Source organism: Streptomyces hilarionis (genome assembly GCF_024539675.1).
Classification (GTDB): domain Bacteria; phylum Actinomycetota; class Actinomycetes; order Streptomycetales; family Streptomycetaceae; genus Streptomyces; species Streptomyces hilarionis.
On record NZ_JAHHIT010000204.1, the window covers coordinates 1 to 13,934 of the forward strand.

Consider the following 13,934-nt stretch of genomic DNA (forward strand, 5'->3'; position numbering starts at 1 on the left):
CGGCGGGGCGGTGCGCGCAGGGGGCGGGCCGCAGCGCCGAGTCGACGACGTCGTACTCGCCGGTCTCGGCGGCGGCCAAGGGCGCGGGAAGTGCGCACGGCGCGCTCGACGCCAGCAGGGCGAGCAGCAGCACGAGCACACGCAGCCAGGCGCGGCTGCGGAGGTGACTGCGGGGGACGCCCATGAAGGGCATCTCCCCGCGACACGCGCGCGGGGCAGCACGGCGGGCCCCGGTTGCACCCGTTCGGCGCACCCTCCGCCCTCGGCCGGACCCCCGTCACCGCCCCCGGCGGGCGAGGACGCCCCCGTCGGCCCGTCGGCGGGCGGGCAGGGCGTTCGCTAGGCCGGTTTCCTCGTCGCCCCGGCCGTCTTGGCGGCCTTGGCCGCCGCCTTCATCTCCTGTTTGTGGGCCCGCACCTTCGTCAGGGACTCCGGACCGGTGATGTCGGCGACCGAGCGGAAGGACTTCGGCTCGCCGTAGGCGCCGGCCGCCTCGCGCCAGCCCGTGGGGCGCACGCCGAGCTGCTTGCCCAGCAGGGCGAGGAAGATCTGTGCCTTCTGCTTCCCGAAGCCGGGCAGCTCCTCCAGGCGTCCGAGGAGTTCGCGGCCGTCGGCGACGTCCTTCCACACGGCCCCGGCGTCGCCGTCGTAGTGCTCGACGAGGTAGGCGCACAGCTGCTGGACGCGCTTGGCCATGGAGCCGGGGTAGCGGTGCACGGCCGGCTTCTCGGACAGCAGCGCCGCGAAGGAGTCCGGGTCGCGGGCGGCGATGTCGTGCGCGTCCAGGTCGTCGGCGCCGAGCCGGTCGGCGATCGTGCGGGGCCCCTTGAACGCCCACTCCATCGGAACCTGCTGGTCCAGCAGCATCCCGACCAGCGCGGCGAGCGGGGAGCGGCCGAGCAGTTCGTCGGCCTCGGGGTCCTGGGAGAGATGAAGGGTGACGTCCATGCGTCGATGATCCCGCCTGCCGCCTCAGCTCGCGCGCCAGTACCCGAGCGCGTGCAGCCGCTCCTTGGGGACGCCGAGCTCCTTGCGCACGTACGCCGAGAGGGTGCGGGTGGTGCCGGTGTCGCAGGCGATCCACACGAAGGGGTCGGGGGTGGCGCGCAGCAGGCCGGGCAGTTCCGCCCTCACCCGCTCGACGAGAGCCGCGCCGTGGTCGCGGCGCGGGACGAGCCGTATCTCGTGGCGTGCGGGGTCGGTCAGGAAGGGCAGGCCCTCCGCGTCGTCGGCGTCGCCCTCGAACCAGACGGTCGCCGGCGCGGAGCCCAGCGCGCCCTCGCCGTCGCCGAGCAGGGAGTTGACGGCGGGCAGCGAGGCCGGGTCGCCGATCACGAGGACGTGGGAGGGGGCCGGCGAGGGGGCCGTGAAGCCGGTGCCCTGGACCGTCGCGTCGATGGTGTCGCCGGGCTCGGCCGCCCGCGCCCAGTCGCTGGCGGCGCCCTCGTGCAGGGCGAACTCCAGGCTGAAGGAGCCGGCCGCCGGGTCGGGGTCGACCAGGGTGTAGGCCCGCTGGTGCGGGCGGCCCGCGTTGTCGAACCACAGGCGCACCCACATCGTGGGATGGACGCCGGTGGCGGCGAGCAGTCCGCCGTCGGAGAGGCGGACCCGGCGGTAGCGGTCGGTGACGTCCTGCGTGCCCGTGACGGTGAGCGTGAAGTCCTTCGCCCGCATCATGCGGAGGACCGCGCCCTCCCAGCCCCGCCCCTGCGCCATGACCCGTCCGCCCCTCGCGTATATTCCGGCACGAAATACTTAGGGAAGCCTAACCTAAAGCAAGAGGGACTACAGGGTGACCACCGAGATCTACCGCGACGCCTGGGGCGTCCCGCATCTGCGCGCCGGCGGCGCCCTCGAACTCGCCCGTCTCCAGGGGCTGGTCACGGCCCGCGACCGCGCCTGGCAACTGGAGGTCGAACGGCACCGCGCGCGGGGCGCCTCGGCCGCCTTCCTCGGCCCCGACGCCCTCTCCTGGGACGTGTTCGCGCGCCGCGCCCGCCTCGACGACACGGCCCGACGCTGCTTCGCCGCCCTGGAGAGACAGGACCCGGAGACGGCGCGGTGGGTGCGGGCCTACGTCGACGGCGTCAACGAGGGGCTCCGGTCGGCCGGCGACGCCCCCGAGTTCGCCCGCGTCGCCCTCGCCCCCGGCCGCTGGGAGCCCTGGACCCCGCTCGCCGTCTGGCTGGCCGCGCACATCCTGTTCGCCGGGTTCCCCGCCAAGCTGTGGCGCGAGGAGGCCGCCCGACACCTCGGCCCCGAGGCCGTCGGCCTGTTCGCCGCCGACGGACCCGGCACCTCCGGCAGCAACGGCTGGCTGCTCGCCGGGGACCGCACGGTCACCGGGCACGCGCTCATCGCCGGCGACCCCCACCGCTTCGTCGAGGACCCCGGCGTCTACCAGCAGATCCGCCTGGCCTGCGACGACTTCGACGTCGTCGGCCTGGCCGTCCCCGGCGTCCCCGGCATCGCGCACTTCGGGCACACCGGCACGGTCGCCTGGGCCATCACCAACGCGATGGCCGACTACCAGGACCTCTACCGTGAGCGGCTGCGCCGCACCGGCGACGGCGTCGAGGCGCTCGGCCCCGACGGCGCCTGGCGGCGGGTCGCCCGGCACACCGAGGAGGTGCGCGTCGCGGGCGGGGAGAGCGTCGAGGTGGAGGTGCTGGAGACCGAACGGGGACCGGTGATCGCCGGCGGACCGCAGGACGCGGACGGAGAGGACGGAGCGGACGACGGCGGCGAGGGCGCCCCGCCCGCCCTCGCCCTGCGCTACCCGCCCCGCGTCACCGCCGACCTGGGTTTCCAGGCGCTGCTCCCCCTCCTGCGGGCCCGCCGGGTCGACGACGTGGACCGCGCCTTCGACCGGTGGGCCGAGCCCGTCAACGTCGTCCAGGCCGCCGACACCGACGGCGGCCTGCTGCACCGGGTCGCCGGCCGGGTGCCGCTGCGCGCCCGGGCCAACGGCACGCGTCTCGTGCCCGCCTGGGAGCCCGGTCACGAGTGGACCGGCTGGCACGAGACGCCCCGCGCGGGACTGACCGACGGCGTGGCCGTGATGGCCAACCAGCGAGGCCCCGCCGCCGCCCTGGGCGTCGAGTTCGCCGCGCCGCACCGCGCCGACCGCATCGGCGCCCTGCTGGCGCGACGCCGACGCTGGTCCGCCGCCGACATGCCGGCCCTCCACACGGACACGTATCTCGCCTCCGCCGCCCCCCTGCTGGACCGTCTCGCGGACCTCGACGACCTGACCGGACCCGCCGCCGAACTGCGCGCACGCCTTCTGCGCTGGGACCGCCGCATGGACGCCGACAGCCAGGACGCGGCCCGCTACGCGACCCTGCGCAGCGCCGTCGTCCGCCGCCTCGCCGCCCACCCGGCCTTCGCGCCGCTGGCCGCCCCGCCCGCCTGCCCCGAGGTCTTCCTGCCCTGGCTGGCGCTCCTGCCGCGCATCGGCTTCGCCCTCGAACACCTGCTGCGCGCCGACGAGTTGTTCGGGATCGACCGTCGGCGTCTCCTGCGCGAGGCCGTGGCGGAGGCCGCCGAAGCGTGCGCCGGAGCGGACGCCGCCCGCTGGGGCGACACCCACCGCCTCGCCGCCTGGCGGGCCCTGCCCGACCCGTCGGACGAGGCCCCGCCCCTGGACGGCGACCACGACTGCGTGCTGTGCACCTCGGCCGTGCCCGGCTGGACCGACCTCGCCGCACGCGGCCCCGCCGCCCGCTACGTGTGGGACCTGGCCCGCCGCGAGGACAGCCTGTGGGTCGTCCCCTTCGGCGCGTCCGGCGTCCCCGGCCACCCCCACCACCACGACCAGCTCCCCCTGTGGCTCAGGGGTGAGCTGGCCCCGGTCGTCACCGACTGGGCCCGGCTGAAGAAGGAGAGCGACCATGGCTGACCGCCACCCGCCCGCACCCGTCCACGAGCAGGCCGTCGAGGGGTTCGGCGCCGTCGCGCTGCGCCCCCTCGACCCCGAGGGCGACGCGGCGGTCGTCCACGCCTGGGTGAGCCAGGAGCGGGCCGCGTTCTGGGGCATGAACGGCCTGACCCGGGACCAGGTCGCCGAGGTCTACGCCCACCTGGCCACGCTGGACACCCACCACGCCCTCCTGGCCGAGCTGGACGGCGTCCCCGTCGCCCTGTTGCAGACCTACGAGCCCACCGCGGACCGGGTCGGCGAGGTCTACCCGGTGGAGGACGGCGACATCGGCGTCCACGTGCTCATCGCACCGGCCGGCGAGCACGGCGCCAGGCCCGGCTGGTCGGCCGCCCTGATGGGCGTGTTCGCCGCGTACGTCCTGCTCGGACTGGACCGGCGACGCGTCGTGGTCGACCCCGACGTCCGCAACGCCAAGGCGCTCGCCCGCTTCCTGCGGCAGGGCTTCGACGCGGGTCCGGTCGTCACGCTCCCGGAGGTCGACCTGCCCGACGTGTACCTGCCGGAGAAGAAGGCCCAACTCGCCTTCCTGCGCAGGGAGACCGTCTTCCCCGGGTGACGTCCCCGACGCCGCCCCGGAAACGGGAGCGCCCCGTCCCGCCCGGACGGCGCCGTCGGGCCCGGCCGGGCGGTGAACCGGATGCCGTGTGCATGCGTACGTAACGCAGAGCACGCGAGTCTCGGATCACGAGGTCCGAGCAGGTCGAGCAAGGCGGAGCGGTGACGTGAGCGAAGGCCACGAGGACGGACGGCGGGGCGGCGGCCCCCACGGCGACGACCGCCGGAGCGGCGGCCGCAGCGTCGACGGCTCCCGAGCCGCCCGGCAGCGGCTCCGAGGGCTGGTGCTGCTGGGCTCCGTGCTGACGCTGCTCCTCCTCGGCGGGGGACCGGCGTCCGCGCACGCGGCCCTGCGCGGCGCCGACCCCGTCGACGGAAGCGTCGTCAAGACGGCCCCCCGCACCATCACGCTCGCCTTCACCGAGTCCGTGGGCCTCCTCGACGACTCCTTCCGCGTCTTCGACGCCGAGAACCAGCGGGTGCGCACCGGCGAGCCCGAGCACGCGAACGGCCGCGCCGACACCGCGCGGGTGACGCTGCCCCGCCGGCTCGGCACCGGCACGTTCACGGTGGCCTGGCGGGTCGTGTCCGCGGACAGCCACCCCATCGCCGGCGCCTTCACCTTCTCCGTCGGCAAGCCCTCCGCCGTCCCGCCCGCCCTGCCCAGCGCCTCCGTCGAGGACCCGGCCACCAGCGGTCTGTTCAACATCGGCCGGTATGCCGCGTACCTCGCCGCGGCTCTCCTCATCGGCACGGCCGTCTTCGTCGCCGTCTGCGGCCCGCCCGACGTCCGGCCGCTGCGCCGGCTCCTGGTGACCGGCTGGTGGGGGCTCGCCGGATCGACCGTGTTCCTGCTCCTGCTGCGCGCCCCCTACGAGACCGGCGCCGGCCCGGCCGAAGCCCTGCACCTGTCGAGTCTCACCCGCACCCTCGGCACCCGTCCGGGCCTGGCCCTGGTCGCCCGCCTCGCCCTGCTGGCCGCGGTCGCGGTCCTGCTGAGGCGGCACCGGGGGCTCGTGCGCGAGCGCGACGGCGGGCGGCCGTCCCGCCCGGCGCTGCTGACCGGCGCCGCGCTGGCGGTCGGCCTGGCCCTGACCTGGGCGGCCGCCGAGCACGCCTCGGCCGGCATCCAGGTCCCGGCGGCGATGACGTCCTCGGTGCTGCACCTGCTCGCGATGGCCGCCTGGCTGGGCGGCCTGGCGGCCCTGCTCACCCTGCTCCACCGCGCGTCCGTCCCCTCGCACGTGGTCAACCGCTTCTCCCGGCTGGCGGCCCTGTCGGTGACCGTCCTGGTGGCGACGGGCGTCTACCAGTCCTGGCGCGGCCTCGGCTCGGCGTCCGCCCTGACGGACACCACGTACGGGCGGGTCCTGCTGGCCAAGCTCGCCGCGGTGGCGCTGCTGCTGGCGGCGGGGGCGTGGTCGCGCCGCACGGTGCACGGGGCCGCGCGGAGCACGACCGCGACGGCGGCGGCGGCGGGCACGGCGACGTCCGGCACGTCGGCCACGACGACCGACGCGGAGACGGTGAAGGCGGCGGCGACCACGCCCGTGGCCGTGACGTCCGGGGCGGCAGTGCCCGCCCTGGCCGACGTGGCTGCCGGGGCGGGCAGGAAGGACGTGCGGATGCCGCGGCCCGTGGAGGGCGGCAGCTCCGACCGGCCGTCGGACGACTCACCGTCGACCGGGAACGGGCGGGCCCAGGACTCCGGACCCGGTCCGCTCGCACCGGCCGGCCGGGACAGGCGGCGGTCGTTGCGTCGCTCCGTCCTGGCCGAGGTCGCCGTCTCGGTCGTCGTCCTCGTCCTGACGACCGTGCTGACCGGCACCCTTCCCGGCCGGGCGGCGGCCGAGGCGGCGGCGGCCGAGCAGACGGGCGGGCTGCCCGTGGCGTCCGTGACCGACGTCCCCTTCTTCCTCGACTCCCCGCAGACCGGCGACTTCCGCGGCAAGGTGCAGGTCACCCTCGACCCGGGCCGGGTCGGCGGCAACAAGCTCCAGGCCGTGGTCTACGGTCCCGACGGCGGCTTCGTCAGCGTCCCCGAACTGCGCATCTCCTTCAGCCTGCCCGCCCGGGACGTCGGCCCCCTCGACTCCAGGATCACCGACCGGGGCGGCTACTGGGGCGCCGACGCCGTCAACCTGCCCATGCCGGGCGAGTGGGAGATGAAGGTGACGATCCGGGTGTCGGACATCGACCAGGTGAGCGAGACGAAGCCGGTCCGGATCGACCGCTGAGCCGCCCGGGTCGCGAAGCGGGACCCCCGGGGCGGGCGGGTGTGGGTCAGCGGCCCGCTTCGGGCGTCGCGTGCCGGGCCGCGAGGGCCCGCTCCGCCTCCTCCAGCCGCCGCGAGCAGCGGGCGTCCGGGTCGTAGGCGACGGCCGTGCTCACACACGTGCAGAACACCCGGGCGTCCCGGGTCACGCGACTGGTGACGCGGAACGACGAGCGGCGCAGATCGCCGATCGTGGTGGTGATGGTGACGGGCTCCGGCTGCAACGTCAGCGGCTCCGAGTAGTCGAGCTCGTGGCGTGCGTAGACGAACCGGGGGCGGATCTCCTGCCCGGGCATCCCCGGGCGCAGATAGAACATGTCGATGTGGGCGTCCTGGATCATCTCCAGCAGCCGGACGTTGTTCACGTGGTTCATCGAGTCCAGGTCGCTCATGCGGACCTGGCGCAGATACAGGTGCGGCCGGCACTCCGGCACGGTGCTCGTGCGGCGGATGTCGGCCGCCAGGGCGTGGGTCACGACGTCACTCCTAGAAAAGGGCCGCGGGCCTACAGGGCCCGCTCGATCAGGTCGGCGGCGGCGCCCGCCCCGCCAGCCGCCGCGATCTCCCGGCGCATTCCGGCCACGGCCGCACGGATGTCCCGGTCGGACGAGACGCGCAGCACGGCCTCGCGCAGCGCCTGCGGAGTGACGGTCTCGCGCGGCAGGTGGACGCCGAGCCGCAGCCGCTCGATCTGCGCGGCGTTCACCCGCTGCTCGGCCATCTGGGGCACCGCGACCAGCGGGACGCCGTAGTGCAGCGCCTCCATCGTGCCGCCCATCCCGGCATGGGTGACGAAGGCGTCCGCCTGGGCCAGCACGGCCAGCTGGGGCACGTGCGGATGCGCCTCGACGTTGGCGGGAAGCCTCCCGAGCTCGCCCGGCGGGACGGCGGAGCCGACGGACATCACCACGTGCCAGGGCAGCTCGGCGAAGGCCTCGACGCAGGAGCGGTAGAACTCCGGCCGCCGGTTGAACTGGGAGCCCAGCGACACCAGCAGCACCGGCCGGTCCTGCCGCGGGGGCCGCCAGGAGCCCTGGTAGGAGCGGTCCCCGAGCGCCGGCCCGACGTAGGCGACGCGTCGTGCCATGACCGTGTCCGGCCTGCGCTGGAAGGCGCGCGGGAAGAACGCGACGGCGTGCTCGGGGTGCACGAGATCCTGGATCCGCGCGCTGTCCACCCCGTGTTCGGTGAAGCCGGCCACGAGCTCCGCGAAGCCCGGCACCTGGGGCAGGCCCGGCACGCCGAAGAACTCGGGGACGATGCCGTCGTAGGCGAGGTGGGTGGGTGAGGCCACCACCGTGGGGATGTGCCGGCGGGCCGCCAGCAGCAGGCCCGCCAGGCCGTAGACGTCGCACAGCGCCAGATCGGGCCGGTCCCTGTCGTACGCCCTGGTCAGAGTGGGCAGAGCGGCCAGCGCCAGCCGGACGACCCGGGCGAACCCCTCGCCCATCTCCTCCGGCGCCTCGGAGCCGTCCCCCGTGTCGGGGTAGCACACCGGCTCGGCGCCGGCCGCCTTCACCTGGTGCACGAAGTCCTCGGTGACGGCGTAGGTGACCCGGTGACCCCGCCGGACGAGCTCCTCGACGACGCCCAGCGTCGGATTCACGTGGCCGTGCATCGGGACGTTGAACACGGCGATGTGCGCGGGATTGGCACGGGTACCAGGCACGACACGTAACTCCTGTCCGGCGCGCGGCCGGTGCGGGGACCGAAAACGGGTGACGGGACGTCCGATCGCGGACGCGGAGTCCCGATTAAAGGCGCTCCGGCACCGCTCCCGACCGCAAACCTGCTGCGATGTCACCCCATCAGGGAGCCCGCGGGCCCGCGCGTTGACACCCGCGGGAGGCGCGACACGTGACCGCCGGTCCGATCGGCCGTTGGGGGTACAGGACGTCGTCCGCGAGCGGCCGGTCCACGACAGGACCGGTCCACGACAGGGACGGCCCACGACAGGAGCAGTCTCATGCCCGGATCGCATCTGCCCTTGCTGGAAGAGGGGATGGCCCGCTGGCCGTTCGGCCCGCCCAACGCCGGGATCGCCCTGGACTTCGCCGGGTCGCCGCCCGCGCTGGACGAGCTGCGGACGCTGGTGGAGGAGCGGTGGAAGGCGCTGCCCCGGCTCACCCAGACCCTGGTCGCCCCGGGCGCGCGGACGGGCCTGGGCCGGTGGACCGGCCGGCACCGCTGGGCCCGCGCCGACGGCCACCCGCTGGGACACCAGGTCGACGACGTGGACGGCACCCTCCGGGACGTGGTGCGGCACTGGTTCCACACCCCCTTCCCCGCCGACCGTCCGCCATGGGGCCTGCACCTCCTGCGCGGTTCTGCGCAGGGCGAGTTCTCCCTGCTGTTCCGGATGCACCACAGCCTGCTCGACGGGCGCTCCCTGACGACCCTGCTGCGCGCCCTCTTCGACGACGGCCGGCCGCTGGACGGCGCCGCGTCCCTGGCGGTGCCCGGCCCCCGGCGGCGGACGGCGCACGCGGCCCCGGCGGCCGGCGGCCCGCCCGGCCTGCTGGCCGCGGGACGCCCCGTGCCCCTGCCGCACCAGGGCGCGCGGGAGCCCGCCTACGCGCTCGTCGGGCTCCGCCCCGACGTCCTGCGGGCGGCGCGGGAAGCCGCGCCGGCGCGCACGGCGACCACCAACGAGGTGTTCCTGGCGGCGGTCTCCGGAGTCCTGCGCTCCCGCCTCTCCGACGATGACGACGACGGCGCCCGCCCCGGCGCCGGGCGCGCCTCCCGTCCGGTGTGGCTGTCGGTGCCCGTCGACGAACGCCCGGCCGACTGCGGGGAGTTCCTGGGCAACGCGTTCGCCAACGTGCGCGTCCCCGCGCCGGTGACGCTGGCCGACCCCGCGGCCCGGCTGGGCGCCTGCACCGGCCTGCTGACGACCGTCACCCGGGCCCGGAGCACCTCGGAGCGGCTCGTCGAGGGCACCCTCGGGGCGCTTCCCGGAGCGACCATGGCACTGGCCGGGGGCAGGATCTTCGCGCCCGCCTACGCCCCGGCGGCCTGCTCCTACGTCCACCTGCGCGAGCAGGGGCAGACCCTGGCCGGACGGCCCCTGCGCGGCCTGAACATCGTCCCCATGGTCCCCCCGGCGGGCACGGCCACCTTCGCCCTGGGCGGCTGCACCCGGGGCCACACCCTGAGCGTCGCCACCAACTCGGGCGCCCGGGACGCGGCCCTCCTGGCGGAGGCCTTCCTGACCGAACTCGCCGCGCTGGCGGAGTGGGGCCGGGACCGATCCGCGGCGAGGACCGGACGGGGGTGAGCCGTCAGGCCCCGCGGGCCCGGGACGCGAGCCGGTCGGCGAACGCGACGACGAGGTCGCGCAGTTCGCCGGGTCCCTCGACGACGAACGGCCGGTCGAGCGACGCGAGCACGGACGGCAGCCAGTCGAGCCGCTCCACCCGCAGCTCGACGCGCAGCCACCGCTCGACGTCCGGACCGGCCGGCGGAACGGCGTCCGCTGCGACGTCCGCCTCCCGCACGGTCGCCACCGTGGCGGGCAGGCGCGCGCGGATCGCGTCGACCGTTCCATGGATGCGCAGGGTCACGTGGTGGCGGTACTCGGCGGCGGCGAACCCCGACACCAGGCGCTGCGCCGGATCGGGTCCGGCGGGCGCCTCGAACGAACCGGGCAGCGCCCGCGCGGCCCCGATGCGGTCGAGCCGGAAGGTCCGGTCCTCGCCGATCCCGGGGTCCGCGCCGGTGACGTAGTACCGGCCCGCATGGGCGACGATCCCGTAGGGGTGCAGGGACCGTTCACCGCGACGGCCCTCGCGGTCGGTGTAGCGGATCGAGAGCGGACGTCGATGGCGCACCGCGTCGGCGACGGTGAGCAGGACCTCGGCGTCCGGCGCGGCGAACACCGGGGGCGCGGCCGTGAACGCGAGGGACTCCAGGACCGCGTCGAGCCTGCGGGCCAAGGGCCGGGGCAGCACCCTGCGGATCTTGGCCGCCGCCGTCTCGCCGGCGGTGCCCGCAGCCGCCGGCGTCCCCGCCCGGCGGCCGGCGAGCAGCCCGAGCAGCACGGCGAGGGCCTCGTCGTCGCTGAGCATGAGCGGGGGCAGACGGTACCCGGAACCGATGCGGTATCCGCCGTAGCGGCCTCGCACCGCCTCCACCGGCACGCCGAGCTCGACCAGCTGGTCCACGTACCGCCGCACGGTCCGCCCGTCCACGCCGAGCCGGTCGGCGAGTTCGGCCATGGTCCGGACGCCTCCCGACTGCAACAGCTCCAGGAGGGTGAGGACGCGTCCGGTGGGTCGGGACATGGCGGCGAGACTAGCGCGAATAGTGGACCGATTCTGTCCAGTAACGGCCCTAGCCTGCGGATGCACCGCGGCCGGACGGCGCCGCGACGACCTGGGAGATCACCATGAACTTCGTCTCGACCCGCATCATCACCGGCGACGTCGCCCGCCTGGTCGCGTTCTACGAGAAGGCCACCGGCGCGTCTGCCGCCTGGGCCACCGAGGACTTCGCCGAACTCGCCACCGAGAACGCCACCCTGGCGATCGGGGCCGTCCGCACCGTCGCGATGTTCGCTCCCGGCTCCGCGCGCCCCGCGGACAACCACAGCGTGATCATCGAGTTCCTCGTCGACGACGTGGACCGCGTGCACGGGAGCCTCGCCGACTCCGTCACCGAGGTCGTCGCCGGCCCCACGACGATGCCCTGGGGCAACCGTTCCCTCCTGGTCCGCGACCCCGACGGCAACCTCGTCAACTTCTTCACCCCGGTCACACCGGCCGCCCGCGAGAAGTACGCCCGCTGAACCCGCGAGGCTCGGATCGCCGGTGCGCCGGCCTCTCAGCTCCAGAGCGGCACGTCTGCGCGCGAGCATGGCGGCTACGACGCCGCGCACGTCCATGGCCCACTTTGTTCCGGCGTGGACCCCTCCCGCCCCCAGGACCGCGAGGAAGATCAGGGCGCCTGGGGAAGGGGACGAGGCACGTCGCCCGGGCCTTGCGGCTAGCGCTTCTTGGTCTTCTTCTTCTGCGGCGGGTTCCACTCGCCTCGGTGCAACTGACAGCGGGAGTAACCGATCATCGCCGGGTTCTGGCATCGCTTGCCGGTTTTGGTACGGGTCGACCCGCACTTGACCTGTTTGCCCATTCGTCCCCCTCTGGCCGGTCGGAGGAGTGCCATGTCGGGACCATCGTCACCGGCCGGCGGTGTGAACCGCTCCACCTGTGCCCTTGTTCGGCCGATTCCGGCTCTTTCTGGTCCGGATCATGACATTGGCGCCGAGGTCTGCCGGCAGCAGGTCGGCGACGCTCTCCAGGGGCTTCCGGAAACCGATTCAGCGGCGAAGTGAGGCAGCTGCCAAGACGGAGAATCAAGACGGACAACGACGAAGGGCCCCACCGCAAGCGGTGGGGCCCTTCGACATCGTGCCCGGTGAGGCACTGGCGGAGGATACGAGATTCGAACTCGTGAGGGTGTGAACCCAACACGCTTTCCAAGCGTGCGCCCTAGGCCTCTAGGCGAATCCTCCGCCGCAAACAATACAAGACGTTGAGGAGTGCTCGCGAACTCGTTCCCCCCGCTCGGATCCTGTAGCCTGTGCGAAGCCCCTCACGCGGCGCTATCTGACTGAACTCCCCCAGGGCCGGAAGGCAGCAAGGGTAGGTCGGCTCTGGCGGGTGCGTGGGGGGCGCTTGCGTTCCCGGGGCCGGGGCGGGCGGCGGGGGCGGGGCGAACCGGGCGTGGGTCGATGTCAGCGGTCGCCTATAACCTCGTATGCGTGTCGTCTCTCGCGCTGTACCGCCGCTATCGCCCGGAGTCGTTCGCCGAGGTCATCGGGCAGGAGCATGTCACCGACCCGCTGCAGCAGGCGTTGCGGAACAACCGGGTCAATCACGCGTACCTGTTCAGCGGGCCGCGCGGGTGCGGGAAGACCACCAGCGCGCGGATCCTGGCGCGGTGCCTGAACTGCGAGCAGGGGCCCACGCCGACGCCCTGCGGGGAGTGCGAGTCGTGCAAGGACCTGGCCAGGAACGGACCGGGCTCCATCGACGTCATCGAGATCGACGCCGCTTCGCACGGTGGCGTGGACGACGCCCGTGACCTGCGGGAGAAGGCGTTCTTCGGGCCCGCCCGCAGCCGCTACAAGATCTACATCATCGACGAGGCCCACATGGTCACGTCGGCCGGCTTCAACGCCCTGCTCAAGGTCGTCGAGGAGCCGCCGGAGCATCTGAAGTTCATCTTCGCCACCACCGAGCCCGAGAAGGTCATCGGGACCATCCGGTCGCGGACGCACCACTACCCCTTCCGGCTCGTTCCGCCGGGAACGCTGCGGGAGTACCTGGGCGAGGTGTGCGGGCAGGAGGGCATCCCCGTCGACGAGGCCGTGCTGCCGCTCGTGGTGCGCTCCGGCGCGGGGTCCGTGCGTGACTCCATGTCCGTCATGGACCAGCTGCTCGCCGGCGCGGGCGACGAGGGTGTGACGTACGCCATGGCGACCTCCCTCCTCGGTTACACGGAGAGCTCGCTGCTGGACTCCGTCGTCGAGGCCTTCGCCACGGGTGACGGGGCGGCGGCCTTCGAGGTCGTCGACCGGATCATCGAGGGGGGCAACGACCCCCGGCGGTTCGTCGCCGACCTGCTGGAGCGGCTGCGGGACCTCGTCATCCTCGCCGCCGTGCCCGACGCCGCGGAGAAGGGGCTGATCGACGCCCCGGCCGACGTCATCGAGCGCATGCAGGCGCAGGCCGGCGTCTTCGGCGCCGCCGAGCTCAGCCGGGCCGCCGACCTGGTCAACGAGGGCCTCACCGAGATGCGCGGCGCCACCTCGCCCCGCCTCCAGCTGGAACTGATCTGCGCGCGCGTGATGCTGCCGGCCGCCTACGGGGACGAGCGGTCCGTCATGGCCCGCCTCGACCGCATCGAGCGCGGCGTGAACGTGCCGCAGGGCGGCGCCGTGTCCGGGCAACCCGTGCAGGGCGTCCCCGCCATGCCGGCGATGGGATACGTGCCCGGGCCGCAGGCGCACGGCGGGGCAGGCCTGGCCGAGGGCGCCGCGATCCCGCCCGGCGGAGGGGCCGCCGCGGCCCGCGCGGCGGTCCGCGGCCAGGGACCGGGCCAGCCCGCCCCGCCCTCCCCGGCGGTGACGCACACGGCTCCCGCGCCCGACCAGCCCCAGGC

General features: G+C 74.6%; 11 protein-coding genes, 1 tRNA gene, 1 other RNA gene and 1 pseudogene. 7 read left to right on the forward strand and 7 right to left on the reverse strand.

The genetic code is table 11. The features are described from left to right. The 3 genes and pseudogenes from KMS84_RS34440 to KMS84_RS34450 form a co-directional block, all read right to left on the reverse strand. Window positions 1-184, reverse strand: a pseudogene (locus KMS84_RS34440) (hypothetical protein); the annotation flags it as partial. Between the two features lie 155 nt (window positions 185-339). After that, entirely contained in the window at window positions 340-948 is a 609-nt protein-coding gene (locus KMS84_RS34445; RefSeq protein WP_256920464.1) for an HhH-GPD-type base excision DNA repair protein, read from the reverse strand. A 24-nt stretch (window positions 949-972) separates the two neighbouring features. Further along, on the reverse strand, window positions 973-1,716 hold the full coding sequence (locus KMS84_RS34450) for a siderophore-interacting protein (RefSeq protein WP_256920465.1): 744 nt from the start codon (window positions 1,714-1,716) through the stop codon (window positions 973-975). Between the two features lie 76 nt (window positions 1,717-1,792). On the opposite strand from KMS84_RS34450, the gene KMS84_RS34455 reads away from it, so the two are divergent. From KMS84_RS34455 to KMS84_RS34465, 3 genes are all read left to right on the forward strand, one after another. Next, a complete protein-coding gene (locus KMS84_RS34455) occupies window positions 1,793-3,901 on the forward strand; it encodes a penicillin acylase family protein (RefSeq protein ID WP_256920466.1) in 2,109 nt (702 codons plus the stop codon). Next, the gene (locus KMS84_RS34460; protein ID WP_256920467.1) at window positions 3,894-4,499 is read left to right on the forward strand and encodes a GNAT family N-acetyltransferase; all 606 of its coding nucleotides are present in this window, start codon (window positions 3,894-3,896) and stop codon (window positions 4,497-4,499) included. The genes KMS84_RS34455 and KMS84_RS34460 overlap by 8 nt, the downstream gene beginning before the upstream one ends. 283 nt (window positions 4,500-4,782) lie before the next feature. Next, on the forward strand, window positions 4,783-6,735 hold the full coding sequence (locus KMS84_RS34465) for a copper resistance CopC/CopD family protein (protein ID WP_256920474.1): 1,953 nt from the start codon (window positions 4,783-4,785) through the stop codon (window positions 6,733-6,735). 46 nt (window positions 6,736-6,781) lie between these two features. Here the strand turns inward: KMS84_RS34465 and KMS84_RS34470 are convergent, their stop codons facing one another. Beyond that, window positions 6,782-7,249 carry an acyl-CoA thioesterase gene (locus tag KMS84_RS34470; protein ID WP_256920468.1) on the reverse strand — a complete coding sequence of 156 codons (468 nt, stop codon included), beginning with the start codon at window positions 7,247-7,249 and terminating at the stop codon, window positions 6,782-6,784. Between the two features lie 29 nt (window positions 7,250-7,278). Beyond that, window positions 7,279-8,442 carry a macrolide family glycosyltransferase gene (locus KMS84_RS34475; protein ID WP_256920469.1) on the reverse strand — a complete coding sequence of 388 codons (1,164 nt, stop codon included), beginning with the start codon at window positions 8,440-8,442 and terminating at the stop codon, window positions 7,279-7,281. 297 nt (window positions 8,443-8,739) lie between these two features. On the opposite strand from KMS84_RS34475, the gene KMS84_RS34480 reads away from it, so the two are divergent. Beyond that, entirely contained in the window at window positions 8,740-10,050 is a 1,311-nt protein-coding gene (locus KMS84_RS34480; RefSeq protein WP_256920470.1) for a wax ester/triacylglycerol synthase domain-containing protein, read from the forward strand. A 4-nt stretch (window positions 10,051-10,054) separates the two neighbouring features. Here KMS84_RS34480 and KMS84_RS34485 read toward each other — a convergent pair whose 3' ends face one another. Further along, window positions 10,055-11,056 carry a helix-turn-helix transcriptional regulator gene (locus KMS84_RS34485; RefSeq protein WP_256920471.1) on the reverse strand — a complete coding sequence of 334 codons (1,002 nt, stop codon included), beginning with the start codon at window positions 11,054-11,056 and terminating at the stop codon, window positions 10,055-10,057. A gap of 104 nt (window positions 11,057-11,160) precedes the next feature. Between KMS84_RS34485 and KMS84_RS34490 the strand changes: the two genes are divergently transcribed. Further along, window positions 11,161-11,559: a VOC family protein gene (locus KMS84_RS34490; protein WP_256920472.1), complete on the forward strand. Its 399-nt coding sequence runs from the start codon at window positions 11,161-11,163 to the stop codon at window positions 11,557-11,559. 635 nt (window positions 11,560-12,194) lie between these two features. On the opposite strand, the gene KMS84_RS34495 is transcribed toward KMS84_RS34490, so the two are convergent. Next, window positions 12,195-12,282: transfer RNA gene (locus tag KMS84_RS34495), tRNA-Ser, on the reverse strand. A 71-nt stretch (window positions 12,283-12,353) separates the two neighbouring features. Between KMS84_RS34495 and ffs the strand changes: the two genes are divergently transcribed. Then, window positions 12,354-12,452, forward strand: an RNA gene (gene ffs / locus KMS84_RS34500) — signal recognition particle sRNA small type. 79 nt (window positions 12,453-12,531) lie between these two features. Then, window positions 12,532-13,934: DNA polymerase III subunit gamma and tau (locus KMS84_RS34505; RefSeq protein WP_256920473.1), on the forward strand; the 1,403-nt coding region annotated here is incomplete at its 3' end.